Below are 15049 nucleotides of genomic sequence, written 5' to 3'. Positions count from 1 at the left end.
CCCCAAGCAGGGGGAGAGGGCTTTTCAGCCTTGGCTGCCTTCCAGCACGCCGGGGTTCATCCGGCCGCGCGGGTCGAGCATGGACTTGACCCGCACCAGCAGCGCCGCCGCCCCGGGGTCCATGCGGGACGCCAGCGGGTAGAAGCGGCCGATCTGCGCGTGCACCGCGCCATGCGAATCCATCACGCCGAACAGCACCTCCCGCGCGCGGCGCACCAGGGCGCGCGCCGCCGGGTTGGGCGCGAAGCCGGCGAAGCGGGCGCGGCTGGACTCGGCCAGATGCTTCAGGTGCAGCGGGTCCAGCGCATCCCGCCACAGGAACATCGGCTCGATCGAGACATAGGCCCCGGCGGAGGAGACCATGTGGCTGACGGCGATGCCGTGTTCGGCCATCTCAGCGCCCATCGCGACATGAGCCGCCTCCAGCGCCGCCAGGCAATCCCGCGCGGTGGCCAGCGGCAGCATGCCATGCACCGGCACCCAGCGCTCCCCGGCCGGGCCGACCAGGCCGCGGATGGTGTAGGGCCGCGCGCGCAGCGCCCGCGGGATGGTGGCGGACACTTCCTGCCCGCCCGCCGCGGCGGCGATGCGGCGCGCCGCCTCGATGCCCACTTCCGCCACCGCCTCCGTCAGGCCCTCCGCCGTCAGGTGCAGGGTCCAGGCCGCGTCGGCGGGGCGGCTGCGTTCGCGGACCGCCGTGGCGCCGCCGGCAATGCCCGCCACGTCCCGCATGGCGCGGTAGACGGAGCCGGCGCGGGCGGCGACGGCGCCGGCGGTGCGCAGCGCCTCCATCGCCGGCAGGTCGCCGGCGCCGCGCACCCGCACCGGGTCCATGGCGAAGGCGCGCGCCACCGGCACGGATTGTGCGATCTCGACCAGCGCCGACATCATCGCCGCGCCATTGCCGAAGGCGAAGGAGCCGTGCGCGGCTTCGGATTCCGGGGCCAGGCGCAGCGCCACCTCCGTCTTCACGCCGAAGGCGCCGCAATCGCCCAGGAACATGCCGGTGAGGTCCGGCCCCATGTGGCGCCAGAAGGGCGGCGCGTGCTGCAGGGTCAGCGCGCCGGTGCGGGCGATGCTGCCATCCGCCAGCGCCACCGCCAGGCCGAGGATGCCGTCCATGGTGCCCGGCAGGTTCTGCGCCGCGACGCCGCCCACCGTGCTGACCGAACCCGAAACCGGGGAGGCCTGCGCCGCGCGCAGCCGGTGCGGTGCCAGCGCCTGCGCCAGGGCCTGCCAGGTGGTGCCGGCGCCGACCACGGCGGTGAGGTTCGCGGCATCGATGCTGATGGAGGTGAGCCGCGTGGTGTCCACCACCACCGCCGGCCCCTTCGGCACCACGCCAGCGGAATAGGACATGCCGGCGCCGCGCGGCACCACGGCCCGGCCGAATTCCGCCAGCAGGCGCAGGGCGATGCCGGTCTCGGCGGTGCTGCCGGGGCGGATGACGATCTCGGCCGGAACCGCATCCGGCCACTCGAACAGGTCGGACCCGGCCAGCGCGCAGCTTTCAAGGTCGGTGCTGACATGCGCCGCCCCCAACCGCTCGGCCAACGCGGCCGCCAGGCTGCTCACGCTGCGCCGCGTCCGGCGCGGGGGGGCAGTCGGCCCGTCCCGTCGTGCATCAGATCACCCCACACACCGACCTGGGAAATTTCCTTTAATCATACCGAAGCGGAACGGGGTCGGTTCGTGGACGCACGCATAATCCCGTCAGGCGGTGGGTCAAGATATCTGTTTGAGCATCCGGCTTGCGTGGCGGGAGGCGGCGCCTCCGCGCCGATCACATCGCCGTCAGGCCCATGTCAGCCGGCCGGCATGGCCCGCATCGCCCGCGCGCCCCACAGCCTCGCCAGCAGCACCACCAGCAGCACCGACCCGCCGTGCCAGATCAGCACCATCGCCGCCGCATCCAGGTGATGCACCAGGGACAGCCCGACGGAGGCCAGGGCCGCCGCCGCCAGCCCGGCCAGGGCCGCCACCGGCCCGGGCCGGATGCGCGCCGCGTGGCGCGTCATCCACAGCATCCCGAGCGTCAGCGGCAGGCTGAAGCCGAGGATGAAGCGCATGCACTGGAAGCTGACGCCGAGCGCCGGAAAGCCGCGTTCGGCGAATTCCGTGAGGCAGCCCCAGCCGAGGCCGGAGATCCAGAACACCGCGAAGGGCAGCGGCAGCAGCGCCCAGCGCTCGCTGCGGTCCGGCAGCGCCAGCCGGAAGGCGGCGATGGCCGCCGCCACGCCGGTGGCCAGTGCCGCCGCCAGGTTCGCCTGCTCATGCATCAGCATCAGGCGCTGTTCCAGGTCGTGCCGGAAGCCGGACAGCAGCACGCCCGCCGCCACCACCGCCACCGCCAGCGCCAGCCAGCCCAGCGCGGCCCGGCCCGGCGGCGTGACCCGGCGCACGGGCGCCAGGCCCTGCGACAGGCGGCTGATCAGGTCATCGGTCTGCACGGTCATCTCCTTCACTCACGCCGAAGCGGCGGCGCAGCGATCTCATGGCGCGGTGGGTGGCGACCTTCAGCGCACCGATGCTGAGGCCGGACCGCGCCGAGGCCTCGGCCAGCGACAAATCCTCCAGCTTCGCCAGCCGCAGGGCGGTGCGCTGGCTTTCGGGCAACTCGGACACCGCGTCGCGCAGGTTGCGGGCACCGATGCGCTCCTCCGCCACCGGCGCGACGGAGGCCAGGCCCTCCGGCAGGTCGTCGAGGTTCGATTCGCGGCCATTGGTGCGGCCGCGGCGGCGCAGCCGGTCGATGGCGCGGCGGGTCGCGATGGTGGTCATCCAGGGGCCGAAGGGACGCGCCGGGTCGTAGGTGTGGCGCAGCGCGTGGATGGTCATCAGCGCGTCCTGCACCGCGTCCTCCACCTCCGCCATGTCGCGGATGCGGGCGCGGCACAACTGGCGCAGTCGCGGCGTCACTTCCCGCAGCAGCGTGTCGTAGGCGCGGGCATCGCCGGCCTGCGCGGCGGCCAGCAGCCCGCCCCAGCGCATCTCCTGCGTCTGGCGCAGGTCCTGGTCGCCGATGCTCATGGCGCGGACCGGCGGCGCCAGGCCCAGCGCGAGGCAGGCGGCGGCGGACATGTCAGGCGACCGCGAGCCGGGGCCAGTTGGCCTCGGCGCGGGCGATGTTGCCGGGGATGTCCCGCTGCCACTGCCTCTGCACCCCGCGATCGTAGTTCAGGTAGAGCGCACCGCCGTGGATGTGCCATGCCTCCGGATCGATATCCACCTTGTAGCCGCGCGCCACGCCATAGGCGCAGAAGCCGCCGAAGCGCGGCAGGTGGGGGGCGGGGTCGGCCTCGAAGCGCGCCAGGTTGGCGGCGGTGGCGAAGTGCCAGGCGACGCCGGCATGCTGCGCCACGAAAGCCGGGCTGCCGCGGCGCGGCCGGCCCTCGGCGAACCAGGCGACGGTGTCGTAGCCGGCCAGCGCCACGCCGTCCTTGTGGTTGATGGCGCGGGTGGTGGGCGCGGCCCGGGCGGAGGCCGCCAGGAAGGCGGGTGCCAGGACGATGGGCGCCAGGGCGATCAGGGTGCGTCGATGCATGGTCCGGGGCCTTTCCGCGTTGCCGTCCATCCCGCTTCGCCGCCGGACCACGCAGGGTTACGCGGGGCAATGATACGCCGGTGCGCGGTCTTGCCGGGGGGGCCGGCGGCGCGCGAGGGTGGCGCATGGATCACGCCGCGCCCCCCTGGACCACCACGCATTCCGAAACCCTGATCGACGACCGCTGGATGCGGCTGCGCGCCGACCGGCTGCGCACCGCCGCCGGGATGGAGATCGCGCCCTGGTACGTGCTCGATTATCCCGACTGGTGCTGCGTCGTGGCGCTGGCCGAGGATGGCCGGATGGTGCTGGTGCGCCAGTGGCGGCACGCGGTGCAGCGCTGGTCACTCGAATTGCCGGGCGGCGTGATGGACCCGGGCGACGCCGACGCGGTCGCCGCCGGACGGCGGGAGACGCTGGAGGAGACCGGCTTCGGCGGCGGCACCTGGCGCAGCATCACCGCCGGTCACCCCAACCCCTCGATCCAGACCAACCGCCTGCATGTGGTGCTCGCCACCGGCCTGCGCCCCGTGGCGCCGCCCGCGCCCGATCCCACCGAGGTGATCGGCGTGGAGTTGCTGGAGGTCGAGACGGTGCTGGCGGGGCTGGCGGGCGGGCTGATCGGGCAGTCCATGCATGTCGGCGCCATCTGCCTCGGCCTCGCCGCCGCCGGACGGATCAAGCTCGGAGAGATCGCATGACGGATTTTTCGATCACGCCGCTGCAGCCGCGCCACCGTGCGGACTGGGAGCGCCTGTACGCCGGCTACGCCGGCTTCTACCGCGTGGACCAGACCGCCGAGATGCGCGAGCGCGTCTGGGGCTGGATCATGGACCCGTCGCATGAGGTGGAGGCGCTGGTGGCGGAGGATGCGGATGGCACCGCCATCGGCCTGGCGCATTTCCGCCAATTCGCGCGGCCGCTGATGGCCGCGACCGGCGGCTTCCTGGACGACCTGTTCGTCGACCCGGCGCAGCGTGGCAGGCGCGTGGCGGATGCGCTGATCGAGGCGGTGGCGGAGGTCGGGCGGCAGCGCGGCTGGGGCGTGATCCGCTGGATCACGGCGGACGACAACTACCGCGGCCGCGGCGTCTACGACCGGCTGGCGACGCGGACCATGTGGATCACCTACGACCGCAAGCTGGGGTAGCCCGCGCCGGAAACTTCGCCGGCCTGAACAGGTTGCGGAAACGCGCCGAACAAGCCCACTCCCCCACGTCCTATGGGGGTCGGCATGGATGCCGACGGTTGGGTGACGGGGACGCGCAAGCGTCTGAACGAGCTCACAACCTTCACGCCCCCCTCACCCCAACCCTTGAACGCTTGCGTTCAAGCCCGCTGCGGGTGGAGAGGGCTTTTTCCGCAGCCTGTTAACGCCTCCGACACCTGAAACCCGGCAAAACCTGCCCAGCCGGGATTTGCCGGCGGAGGGGTCGCAGGATGCGGGTCGGGCGCAGGCTGGGCGTTGAATGGGCGGGCTGATCGCCCAGCTGCGCGGCTTCGGGGCGCTGCGGCTGGCGGCGCTGGCCGGCGTCGGGCTCGCCGTGCTCGGGCTGGTCGCGATGCTGGCGCTGCGCGCCTCCGAACCGCCGATGGCGTTGCTGTATGGCGACCTCGACCCGCGCGATGCGGGGCAGATGGTGGCAGCGCTGGAACGTGCCCGCATCCCGCATCGCCTGGCCGCCGGCGGCGCCCAGCTGATGGTCCCGGAATCGGAAGTGCCGCGCATCCGCCTGATGCTGGCGCGCGATGGCATGCCCTCCGGCGGCTCCGTCGGCTACGAGATCTTCGACCGCGGCGAAAGCCTGACCACAACGCCGTTCCAGCAGGACGTCAACCGCCTGCGCGCGCTGGAAGGCGAGCTGTCCCGCACCATCCGCGGCCTGGCTGGCGTGCGCACCGCCCGCGTCCACCTGGTGCTGCCGCGCCGGGAGCCCTTCTCGCGCGAGCGGGGGGAGGCGCAGGCGAGCGTCGTGCTCGGCATGCAGGGCGCGCAGCGACTGGACCGGGAGGGGGTGCAGGCGGTGCTGCACCTGGTCGCCGCCGCGGTGCCCGGACTGCGGCCGCAGGGCATCTCCATCGTCGACAGCCGCGGCGAATTGCTGGCCCGCGGCGGCCAGGCACTCGCCGGCCCCGCCGCCGCCCAGACCGGGGAGGAGGTGCGCCGCAACGCGGAACTGCGCCTGGCGCGCGCGGTGGAGGATTTGCTGGAACGCACCCTCGGGCCGGGCCGGGTGCGGGCGGAGGCTTCGGTCGAGATGGATTTCGACCGCGTGCAGACCACCGAGGAAATCTTCGACCCCGAGAACCAGGTGCCGCGCAGCACGCAATCGGCCAACGAAAGCAACCGCACGCGCGAGCCCGGCGGCGTCTCCGTCGCCAACCAGCTTCCCGGCGCCGACGCCAATGCCGATGGCCTGCGCAGCGAACAGTCGCGGCAGGAGGAAACCACCAACTTCGAGATCGGCCGCACCACGCGCAACATCCTGCGCGAACAGCCGGCCCTGAAGCGCATCTCGCTCGCCGTGCTGGTCGACGGGGTGTGGGAACCGCAGCCGGATGGCGCGCCGGCGCGCTTCCGCGAGCGCAACGCGGACGAGATCGGCCGCATCCTGTCGCTCGCCCGCTCCGCCATCGGGTTCAACGAACAGCGCGGCGACAAGGTGGAGGTCGTCAGCCTGCGCTTCGCCGAGCCGCCGCTGGCGGACATGGCCGCGGAGGGCTTCACCATCCTCGGCCAGACGCTGCCGCCCGCGGTGATGGGGCGCGTCGTCGAATCGGCCATCCTGGCGCTGGTGGCGCTGGCCGCCATCCTGCTGATCGGCAGGCCGGTGGCGAACCGGCTGGTGCTGGCCATGGCGCCGGCCCCGGTGATGGTGGGCGTCGGCGGCACCCAGGTCAGCTTCGCCACGGAAGCCGAGGCCGCTCTGGCGCAGGCCCGGGGCCTGGCCGGTGCCGGCGGCGAGGCCCTGGCAGGCCCCGATGGCACGCCCCTGCTGGCGGCCGACGGCACGCCGATCGAGGACCAGATGGTCCGGCTGTCACGCGTCGAGGGCCAGATGCGCGCCTCCTCCCTCGCGGCGCTGGCGGAGCTTGTGGACAACAACCCGGATGCCGCGGTCACCGTGATCCGCCGCTGGCTGGCGCCGAAGGACCTGGAATGAGCGGAACCCTGGACCTCACCGGCCCGCAGAAGGCGGCGACGCTGATGCTGGCGCTGGGCGACGAGCACGCGGCCAAGATCTTCACGCGCCTGCATGAGGACGAGATCCGCGACCTGTCGCTGGCGATGGCCGCGCTGGGTTCGATCTCCGCCCATACGGTGGAGCTGGTGGTGCAGGAATTCGCCGGCCAGCTCGGCCAGGCGGGGCACCTGGTCGGCTCCTACGAAAGCACCGAGCGCCTGCTGCTGAAGACGCTGCCGAAGGAACGCGTCGCGCAGATCATGGAGGAGATTCGCGGCCCGGCCGGCCGCACCATGTGGGACAAGCTGGGCAACGTGAATGAATCCGTGCTCGCGAACTACCTGAAGAACGAATACCCGCAGACCGTCTCCGTGGTGCTGTCCAAGGTCCGGCCGGACCACGCCGCGCGCGTGCTGGCGCTGCTGCCGGAAGGCTTCGCCATGGAAGTGGTGATGCGGATGCTGCGCATGGAGACCGTGCAGAAGGAGGCGCTGGAAGGCGTCGAGCGCACGCTGCGGATGGAGTTCATGTCCAACCTCGCGCGCGGCTCGCGCCGCGATGCGCATGAGGTCATGGCGGAAATCTTCAACAACCTGGACCGCGCCGCGGAGGGCCGCATCCTGACGGCGCTGGAGGAACGCTCGCGCGACAGCGCGGAGAAGATCCGCGCGCTGATGTTCACCTTCGACGACCTGCAACGGCTGGATCAGGCCGGCGTGCAGGCGCTGCTGCGGGCGGTGCCGAAGGACAAGCTGACCCTGGCGCTGAAGGGTGCCTCCGAATCGCTGCGCGACATCTTCTTCCGCAGCCTGTCGGACCGTGCGTCGAAGCTGTTGAAGGACGACCTCGCCGGGATGGGGCCGGTGAAGCTGCGCGACGTGGACGATGCGCAGGCGCAGATCGTCGGCATCGCCAAGGACCTCGCGGCGCAGGGCCAGATCCAGATCGCCGATGGCCGCGACGACGAGATGCTGGCGTGAGGCACACGCTGCGCCTGCCCGACCTCGGCGCGCCGCCGCCGCCGCCCGCGCCGCCGCCGCCGGACCCGGAGGTGCTGCTGGCGGAAGCGCGTGCCGCGGGCGTGGTGGAGGGCCGCGCCATCGGCCACGCCGCCGGGCTGGCGGAGGGCCGCGCGGAGCAGAAGCGGGCGCAGGACGCGGTGATGCAGCGGGCGCTGGAGCGCATCGCGGTGCTGCTGGCGGAGGCCGAGGCGGCCGGCCGGCGCACGGCGGAAGATGCGGCGCAGGCGCTCGCGGCGCTGCTGATGGAAACGCTGGACCTGGCCCTGCCCGGCGCGGCCGCGCGGCTGGGGCCGGAGATCGTGGCGCATGTCGTCGTGCCGCTGATCCCGGCCATCGCCGATCGGCCGGAGGCGCTGCTGCATGTGGCGCCCGGGCTGGTGGAGGCGATCGCGGCGCGCCTGCCGCAGGGCGCGCCGCAGGTGGCGGCGGATGCGGCGGTGCCGCCCGGCGATGCGCGCCTCGAATGGCGCGACGGCGCCATCGTCATCGACCTCGCGCATCGCCGCGCCGCCGTCGCGGAGGTGCTGCGGAGGGTGGGCATCTGGCCGGACAATCAGGAGAGCGAAGCATGACGGCGCAGGATGGGTTCGAGGCGGTGCCGGCGCAGGATGCGCAGCAGGCCACCGGCAACCCCGGCGGGCCGCGCGACCTGGACGCGGTCTATGACATCCCGGTGCAGGTCAGCGCCGTGCTCGGCCGCGCCACCATGCAGGTCTCGCAGTTGCTGAAGCTCGGGCGTGGCGCGGTGGTCGAACTCGACCGCAAGCTGGGCGAGGCGGTCGACATCTACGTCAACAACCGGCTCGTGGCGCGCGGCGAGGTGGTGATGGTGGATGACAACCGGCTGGGCGTGACGATGACGGAAATCGTGAAGTCGGACCGTGGTGGCTGAGGGGCGCGGCTGATGGCGCGCCTCCTCATCATCGGCTCGCTGGAAGGCGAACTCGGCGCCGCCGCCCGCGTCGCCATCGCCCGCGGGGCGAAGCTGGGCCATGCGGAGGGCGTGGCGGCGGGGCTGGTGCGGCTGCGCGCGGAAGGCGCCGACCTGGTGCTGGTCGATTTGCGGCACGACGTGGTGTGGCTGGTGCAGGCGCTGGCGGCGGAGCGCATCGCCTGCCCCGTGGTCGCCTGCGGCCGCGCCGAGGATGCCGATGCCGCGGTGCGCGCCATCGAGGGTGGGGCGCGCGATTTTCTTCCATTGCCGCCCGATGCCGATCTGATCATCGCCATGCTGGAAGCCGCCGGCGCGGCACCGCAGGCGGAAGGCCCGGTGGCGCGCGATCCGGCGATGCTGGCGATGCTGGCGCGCGCGGCGCAGTTGGCGCGCGCCGAGGCCTCCGTCCTGCTGACCGGCGAGAGCGGCACGGGAAAGGAGGTGATGGCGCGACACCTGCACGCCGCCTCCCGCCGCGCCCGCGGGCCCTTCGTCGCGCTGAACTGCGCGGCGCTGCCGGAATCGCTGCTGGAATCGGAGCTGTTCGGCCACGAGAAAGGCGCCTTCAGCGGCGCCGTCGCGGCGCGCAAGGGCAAGTTCGAACAGGCCGAGGGCGGCACGCTGCTGCTCGACGAGATCGGCGAGATGGACCCGCGCCTGCAGGCCAAGATTCTCCGGGTCATCCAGGAGCGGGAGGTGGATCGTCTTGGCGGCTCGGCGCCGCTGAAGGTGGATGTGCGGCTACTGGCGGCGACGCATCGCGACCTGCGGGCCGAAGTCGCGGCGGGACGGTTCCGGGAGGACCTGTATTTCCGCCTCAACGTCGTCGCCCTGCACATCCCGGCGCTGCGCGAAAGGCCGGCCGACATCCTGCCGCTGGCCGAGCATTTCTGCACCCGCTACGCGCAGGTCAACGGCCTGCCCGTCCGGCCGCTGGCGCCGGCGGCGCGGCACCGGCTGCTGGCGCATGCCTGGCCGGGCAACGTCCGCGAGCTGGAGAACGCCATCCATCGCGCCGTGCTGCTGGCGGAGGGTCCGGAGATCGGGCCGGAGGCGATCGAGCTGTCACGCCCGGTCCCCGCCATCGCGGCGCCGGCGGCGGCCGAGACGGCGGCCGAACCGGCCGGCCGCGTCGCCGCGCTGGTCGGCCGGAAGGTGGAGGAGGTGGAGCGCGAATTGATCCTGGAGACGCTGTCGCATTGCCTCGGCAACCGCACGCGCGCGGCGGAAATCCTCGGCATCTCCATCCGCACGCTGCGCAACAAGCTCGGCGAGTACCGCACCGCCGGCATCGCGGTGACCCCCGCGCCCGGCCAGGCCGTGCCGTTGCACCTGGCCGGCTGAATCGATGCAGGGTCTCGTCATCCCCGGCTGGCTGGTCCGCGCGCGGCCGACCGGCGACGTCGCGCTCGGCCTCGGCGTCGTGCTGCTGGTCGCCGTGCTGGTGGTGCCGCTGCCGAACTGGCTGATGGATGCGGGCCTCGCGCTGTCCATCACCGCCTCCGTCCTGGTGCTGATGGTGTCGCTGTTCATGCGGCGGCCGCTGGACTTCACCAGCTTCCCCACCGTGCTGCTGCTGACCACGCTGTTGCGCCTGGCGCTGAACGTCGCCACCACGCGCGCCATCCTGACGCATGGGCATGAGGGGCCGACCGCGGCCGGGCATGTGATCTCCGCCTTCGGCGGCTTCCTGATGGGCGGCGACGTGCTGGTCGGCCTGATCGTCTTCGCCATCCTGCTGCTGGTGAACTTCGTCGTCGTCTCCAAGGGTTCCGGCCGCATCGCGGAAGTCGCCGCGCGGTTCAGCCTGGATGCGATGCCGGGCAAGCAGATGGCGATCGATGCCGACCTGTCCGCCGGGCTGCTGACGGAGGACCAGGCGCGCCTGCGCCGGCGGGAGCTGGAGGAGGAAAGCGGCTTCTACGGCGCCATGGACGGTGCCGCGAAATTCGTTCGCGGCGACGCCATCGCCGGCCTGGTCACCACGCTGATCAACCTGCTCGCCGGCATCGCCATCGGCACCATCCGCCAGGGCCTGCCCTTCGGGGAGGCGGTGACGACCTATTCCGTGCTGACGGTGGGCGATGGGCTGGTCGGGCAGATCCCGGCGCTGCTGGTCTCGCTCGCGGCTGGCATCGTGGTGACCAAGGGCGGCATGGAAGGCCGCGCCGACCAGGCGCTGGTGACGCAGCTCGGCGGGCCGAAGCCGCTGGCGCTGGCCGGTGGCGCGGCGGTGGTGATGGGGCTGCTGCCGGGCATGCCGCTGATCCCCTTCCTGGCGCTGGCCGGCCTCGCCGCCTGGGGCGCGCGGATGCAGCACAACGCGGTGCAGGTGCAGCGCGCCATCGCGGAGGCGCCGCCGCCACCGCCCGGCGAGCCGCCGGCCAGCGATGCGCTGCGGATGGACCTGCTGCGGCTGGAACTCGGCTACGGCCTGCTGAGCCTGGCGGCCGGCGATGCGCCGATCCTGTCCGAACAGATCAAGACGCTGCGCCGGACCACGGCGCAGGATCTCGGCTTCCTGCTGCCCAGCGTCCGCATCCAGGACAACCTGCAACTGCCGCCGGACACCTATGTGATCCGGGTGAAGGAGATCGAGGCCGGGCGCGGCGTGCTGAAGCCGCCGCTGCATCTCGCCATCGACCCCTCCGGCAACCCGCCCGCTTTGCCCGGCGAGCGCGTGCAGGAGCCCACCTTCGGCCTGCCCGCCGCCTGGATCGAGGAGTTCCGGCGTGAGGAAGCGCTGGCGCTGGGCTGCACCGTGGTCGATGCCGCCGGCGTGCTGGCGACGCACCTGACCGAGGTGACGCGGGAGAACATGCCGGAGCTGCTGTCCTTCGCGGAGACCCAGAAGCTGCTCGACGAATTGCCCCCCGAGCACAAGCGCCTGGTCTCCGACCTGGTGCCGGCGCAGGCCAGCCTCGGCACGGTGCAGCGGCTGTTGCAGGCGCTGCTGGCGGAGCGGGTCTCCATCCGCGACCTGCCGACCATCCTGGAAGGCATGCAGGAAGCCGCCGCCGGTGGCGCACGCTCGCTCGGCCCGATCCTGGCCACGGTGCGGATGCGGCTGGCGCGGCAGATCAGCGATGCGGCGCGCGGGCCGCAAGGCTACGTGCCGATCATCGCGCTGTCCGGCGAATGGGAACAGGCCTTCGCCGAATCGCTGCTCGGGCCGGGTGAGGAGAAGCAACTGGCGATGGCGCCTTCGAAGCTGTCCGCCTTCATGGCGGCGCTGCGCGGGGCCTTCGACGCGGCGAGCGGCAGCGGCGAGCCGGCCGTGCTGGTCTGCTCCGGCAGCATCCGCGCCCATGTCCGCGCGGTGGTGGAGCGCTTCCGCCCGGCGACCAGCGTGCTGGCGCATACCGAGATCCACGCCCGCGCCCGCATCCGCACCATCGGCACGGTTCAGTGAAACTTCGCGTCATCCGCGCCGCGCGCATGGCGGACGCCATGGCGCAGCTGCGCGCGGAACTCGGCGAGGACGCGGTGCTGCTCTCCACCCGCCGCATCCCCGGCGGGGTGGAGGTGACGGCGGCGCAGGAGCAGGATGACGAGCCGCTGGTGATCGCGCCGGATGCCGCGCGCCCCGGCCGCGCCATCCCGCCCGACCTCGCCCGTCACAACGTGCCGGCGGCGCTGGCGCAGCGTCTGGCGGAGGGCCGGCTGGCGGCGGCGCTGGGGGCGGTGCTGGGCTTCGCGGCGCTGCCGCTGGGCGAGGCGCCGCTGCTGCTGGCCGGGCCGCCGGGGGCGGGCAAGACGCTGACGGTGGCGAAGCTGGCGACGCGGCTGGTGCTGGGCGGGGCGAAGCCGCTGCTGGTCAGCGCCGATGGAAGGCGGGCCGGCGCCGCCGAACAACTCGCCGCCTTCGCCCGCGTGCTGGACCTGCCGCTGGCCATCGCGAGCGGCCCGGCGGCGCTCGGCAAGGCGCTGGCGCGGCGGGGGGCGGGGCAGCAGGCGTTGGTGGATCTGCCGGGCTGCGACCCCTTCAACCCCGCCGGCGCCCGCCTGCTGGCCGGGCTGATCGAGGCAGCGCAGGGCACGCCGGTGCTGGTGCTGCCCGCGGGCCTCGACCCGGACGAGGCGGCGGAAACCTCCAGCGCCTTCCGCCTGCTCGGCTGCCGCCACCTGCTGCCGACGCGGCTGGATGCGGCGCGGCGGCTCGGCGGCGTGCTGGCGGCGGCGGCGACCGGGCTGGCACTGACCGAGGCCGGCACCGGCTGCGATGCCTCCGGCGGGCTGGAGCCGCTGACGGCCGAGGGGCTGGCGCGTCGCCTCGCCGCCCCCGCCCACGCGGTGCCGCGGCCGGACCCGGCGCCCGCGCCCCCGCCCCCGCCGGCCTACCGCACCCCGGTTTTCCCGCCCGCCCCGAAGGACCGCCCGAGATGACCGCGGCAAATGGCATGGGGCGCGTCATCGCCATCGCCTCCGGCAAGGGGGGCGTCGGCAAGACCTGGCTCGCGATCACGCTGGCGCAGGCGCTTGGCCAGCAGGGGCGGCGGGTGGTGCTGCTGGATGCCGATCTCGGCCTGGCGAACGCCGACGTGCAGCTCGGGCTGAACCCGGCGCGGGATCTCGCCCATGTCCTGGCCGGTGGTGCGGCGGCGGATGCGGCGCTGGCGCTGCCGGCGGGCTTCCACCTGATGCCCGGCCGTTCCGGCTCCGGCGCCCTGGCCGGGCTGGCCGGCGCGGCGCTGGACCAGGCGGTGGCGCTGCCGCGCCGGCTCGGGGCCACCTGGCAGGATGTGGTGGTGGACCTCGGCGCCGGCGTCGGCGCGGCGCAGCGCCGCCTGGCCGCCGGTGCCGACATCCTGCTGGTGGTGGCGACGGAGGAGCCGACCAGCCTGACGGATGCCTATGCCGTGCTGAAGCTGCATGCGGGCGATGCGCCCGGCGGCGATGCGCGGCTGGTGGTGAACCTCGCCACCAGTGCCGCCGCGGGCCAGCGCACCCATGCGACGCTGGAGTCCGCGACGCGGCGCTTCCTGCAAAGGGGCCTGCCGCTGGCCGGCGTGGTGCGGCGCGATGCGAAAGTGCCCGAGGCCATCCGCCGCCAGACCCCGCTGCTGACCCGCCACCCCGCCTGCATGGCCGCGCAGGATGTCCGCGCCCTGGCACGCGGCCTGGATCAGCCGGCGGCCAGCACCAGCAGCACCCCGGCGACCGGCACGCCCTTCTCCTCCCGCAGCGCCGCATCCTGACGCGCCAGCGGCACCAGGCCTGCCGCCTGCGCCAGCGCCAGCACATGCGAGGGCTCGTGCCGGTAGCGCAGGCCGGGACCGAGCGCGTAGGGCGCGCCCTCCCCGGCCTCCAGGCTGCCGTCCTCGATGCTGATGGCCGCGGCGCCGCCCGGGGCCAGCGCGCGGGCGATGCCGGACAGCGCCGGGGCCAGGTCGCCCAGGTAGTTCAGTACGTCCACGGCCGCCACCAGCCCGAAGCCGCCGCGCTGGCGGGCCAGGAAATCCTCCAGGTCGGCCTCGTGCAGCGCGTCGTACACGCCCCGCGCGCGCGCCTCCGCCAGCATCCGCGGCGACAGGTCCAGCCCTTCCAGCCGCTTCGCGAAGGGCCGCAGCGCGAGGCCGGACAGGCCGGTGCCGCAGCCGAGGTCGAGCACGCGGCGCGTTCCATCCGCGGCGATGCCCGCCGCCTGCAACAGCGTGGCCAGCAGCGTGGGCGTGCGGTAGCCGAGGCGGCCTTCGAGGTCCGCGTCGAAGCGCGGCGCGTACTGGTCGAACAGGTCGCGCACGTAATCCGCGGGGGCGCGGTCCGGCACCGCCCCCGCGCCCAGCGCCGCCAGCAGGAACTGCGCCTGGGCGGCGAGGGCCGGCGGGGCCAGCGCCACCGCGCGGCGCGCGGCTTCGATCGCCTCCGGCGCCTCTCCCGCCTCGCGCAGCGCGTGGCCGAGTGCGAGCCAGGCCTCGGGCGATTGCGGCGCCAGCACCACCGCCTGGCGCAGCGGCGCCAGCGCGGCCGGCGCCTGGCCCTGCGCGCACAACGCCTGGCCGAGGTTGCGCAGGCTGGTGGCATCGGCCGGCCGGCGCGCCAGGGCGGCGCGCAGCGCGGCGATGGCGGCATCGAGCTGCCCCGCCTCGGCCAGGGTGGCGCCACGGCTGGCCAGGAACACCGGGCTGTCCGGCTGCGCGGCCATGGCCTGGCCGGACAAGGCCAGGGCCATCGGCAGGTCGCCGCGCTGGCGGGCCAGCACCGAGAGCAGGTTCAGCGCATTGCCATCGCCCGGCCGCAGCTTCAGGACGCGGCGGTACAGCCGTTCCGCCAGCGCCCATTCCCCACGGGCATGGCGGCTGGCGGCATCCGCCAGCAGGTCGTCAGCCGATGCTTGCGCCAAGCCCGGCCCTTCCGCGATGCT

15 protein-coding genes are annotated in these 15049 nt (G+C 73.8%); 10 read left to right on the top strand and 5 right to left on the bottom strand.

Going from position 1 to position 15049, the window contains the following annotated elements; genetic code table 11:
* Positions 1-24: 24 nt before the first annotated feature.
* The 4 genes from ACFHPP_RS00840 to ACFHPP_RS00825 form a co-directional block, all read right to left on the bottom strand.
* A complete protein-coding gene (locus tag ACFHPP_RS00840) occupies positions 25-1575 on the bottom strand; it encodes an FAD-binding oxidoreductase (protein ID WP_437161369.1) in 1551 nt (516 codons plus the stop codon).
* A 230-nt stretch (positions 1576-1805) separates the two neighbouring features.
* Entirely contained in the window at positions 1806-2450 is a 645-nt protein-coding gene (locus ACFHPP_RS00835; RefSeq protein ID WP_437161368.1) for an NrsF family protein, read from the bottom strand.
* On the bottom strand, positions 2437-3081 hold the full coding sequence (locus ACFHPP_RS00830) for an RNA polymerase sigma factor (protein WP_437161367.1): 645 nt from the start codon (positions 3079-3081) through the stop codon (positions 2437-2439). The genes ACFHPP_RS00835 and ACFHPP_RS00830 overlap by 14 nt, the downstream gene beginning before the upstream one ends.
* Position 3082: 1 nt before the next feature.
* Positions 3083-3544: a YHS domain-containing (seleno)protein gene (locus tag ACFHPP_RS00825; protein ID WP_437161366.1), complete on the bottom strand. Its 462-nt coding sequence runs from the start codon at positions 3542-3544 to the stop codon at positions 3083-3085.
* A gap of 125 nt (positions 3545-3669) precedes the next feature.
* On the opposite strand from ACFHPP_RS00825, the gene ACFHPP_RS00820 reads away from it, so the two are divergent.
* From ACFHPP_RS00820 to ACFHPP_RS00775, 10 genes are all read left to right on the top strand, one after another.
* Entirely contained in the window at positions 3670-4245 is a 576-nt protein-coding gene (locus ACFHPP_RS00820; RefSeq protein WP_437161365.1) for an NUDIX hydrolase, read from the top strand.
* Complete coding sequence (locus tag ACFHPP_RS00815; RefSeq protein WP_437161364.1) at positions 4242-4694, top strand: N-acetyltransferase family protein; 453 nt, start codon at positions 4242-4244, stop codon at positions 4692-4694. Before ACFHPP_RS00820 ends, ACFHPP_RS00815 begins: the two co-directional genes overlap by 4 nt.
* A gap of 319 nt (positions 4695-5013) precedes the next feature.
* Positions 5014-6708: a flagellar basal-body MS-ring/collar protein FliF gene (gene fliF, locus ACFHPP_RS00810; protein WP_437161363.1), complete on the top strand. Its 1695-nt coding sequence runs from the start codon at positions 5014-5016 to the stop codon at positions 6706-6708.
* Complete coding sequence (gene fliG / locus ACFHPP_RS00805; protein ID WP_437161362.1) at positions 6705-7709, top strand: flagellar motor switch protein FliG; 1005 nt, start codon at positions 6705-6707, stop codon at positions 7707-7709. The genes fliF and fliG overlap by 4 nt, the downstream gene beginning before the upstream one ends.
* Complete coding sequence (locus ACFHPP_RS00800; protein WP_437161361.1) at positions 7706-8323, top strand: hypothetical protein; 618 nt, start codon at positions 7706-7708, stop codon at positions 8321-8323. The genes fliG and ACFHPP_RS00800 overlap by 4 nt, the downstream gene beginning before the upstream one ends.
* Positions 8320-8643 (top strand): flagellar motor switch protein FliN, encoded by a 324-nt coding sequence (gene fliN / locus ACFHPP_RS00795; RefSeq protein WP_430669855.1) that lies wholly within the window; start codon positions 8320-8322, stop codon positions 8641-8643. Before ACFHPP_RS00800 ends, fliN begins: the two co-directional genes overlap by 4 nt.
* Positions 8644-8655: 12 nt before the next feature.
* Positions 8656-10029 carry a sigma 54-interacting transcriptional regulator gene (locus tag ACFHPP_RS00790; RefSeq protein ID WP_437161360.1) on the top strand — a complete coding sequence of 458 codons (1374 nt, stop codon included), beginning with the start codon at positions 8656-8658 and terminating at the stop codon, positions 10027-10029.
* A gap of 4 nt (positions 10030-10033) precedes the next feature.
* Complete coding sequence (gene flhA / locus ACFHPP_RS00785) at positions 10034-12097, top strand: flagellar biosynthesis protein FlhA (protein ID WP_437161359.1); 2064 nt, start codon at positions 10034-10036, stop codon at positions 12095-12097.
* Positions 12094-13071 (top strand): GTP-binding protein, encoded by a 978-nt coding sequence (locus ACFHPP_RS00780; protein ID WP_437161358.1) that lies wholly within the window; start codon positions 12094-12096, stop codon positions 13069-13071. The genes flhA and ACFHPP_RS00780 overlap by 4 nt, the downstream gene beginning before the upstream one ends.
* Positions 13068-13883 (top strand): cellulose synthase operon protein YhjQ/BcsQ, encoded by an 816-nt coding sequence (locus tag ACFHPP_RS00775; RefSeq protein WP_437161357.1) that lies wholly within the window; start codon positions 13068-13070, stop codon positions 13881-13883. The genes ACFHPP_RS00780 and ACFHPP_RS00775 overlap by 4 nt, the downstream gene beginning before the upstream one ends.
* Here the strand turns inward: ACFHPP_RS00775 and ACFHPP_RS00770 are convergent.
* On the bottom strand, positions 13811-15028 hold the full coding sequence (locus ACFHPP_RS00770) for a tetratricopeptide repeat protein (protein ID WP_437161356.1): 1218 nt from the start codon (positions 15026-15028) through the stop codon (positions 13811-13813). The two genes, ACFHPP_RS00775 and ACFHPP_RS00770, sit on opposite strands and share 73 nt — an antisense overlap.
* Between the last annotated feature and the right edge of the window lie 21 nt (positions 15029-15049).

Source organism: Falsiroseomonas sp. E2-1-a20 (assembly GCF_051433195.1).
Classification (GTDB): Bacteria; Pseudomonadota; Alphaproteobacteria; order Acetobacterales; family Acetobacteraceae; genus Falsiroseomonas.
The sequence above is the reverse complement of the archived record's forward strand: the minus strand, read 5'-3'. Positions and strand labels throughout refer to the sequence as shown.

What these genes read in the sequence shown, in the direction of transcription:
- flhA (WP_437161359.1), top strand. Translation starts at nt 10,034, where the DNA reads ATGCAGGGTCTCGTCATCCCCGGCTGGCTGGTCCGCGCGCGGCCGACC.
- ACFHPP_RS00790 (WP_437161360.1), top strand. Translation starts at nt 8,656, where the DNA reads ATGGCGCGCCTCCTCATCATCGGCTCGCTGGAAGGCGAACTCGGCGCC.
- ACFHPP_RS00815 (WP_437161364.1), top strand. Translation starts at nt 4,242, where the DNA reads ATGACGGATTTTTCGATCACGCCGCTGCAGCCGCGCCACCGTGCGGAC.
- ACFHPP_RS00775 (WP_437161357.1), top strand. Translation starts at nt 13,068, where the DNA reads ATGACCGCGGCAAATGGCATGGGGCGCGTCATCGCCATCGCCTCCGGC.
- fliG (WP_437161362.1), top strand. Translation starts at nt 6,705, where the DNA reads ATGAGCGGAACCCTGGACCTCACCGGCCCGCAGAAGGCGGCGACGCTG.
- ACFHPP_RS00825 (WP_437161366.1), bottom strand. Translation starts at nt 3,544, where the DNA reads ATGCATCGACGCACCCTGATCGCCCTGGCGCCCATCGTCCTGGCACCC.
- ACFHPP_RS00830 (WP_437161367.1), bottom strand. Translation starts at nt 3,081, where the DNA reads ATGTCCGCCGCCGCCTGCCTCGCGCTGGGCCTGGCGCCGCCGGTCCGC.
- fliF (WP_437161363.1), top strand. Translation starts at nt 5,014, where the DNA reads ATGGGCGGGCTGATCGCCCAGCTGCGCGGCTTCGGGGCGCTGCGGCTG.
- ACFHPP_RS00820 (WP_437161365.1), top strand. Translation starts at nt 3,670, where the DNA reads ATGGATCACGCCGCGCCCCCCTGGACCACCACGCATTCCGAAACCCTG.
- fliN (WP_430669855.1), top strand. Translation starts at nt 8,320, where the DNA reads ATGACGGCGCAGGATGGGTTCGAGGCGGTGCCGGCGCAGGATGCGCAG.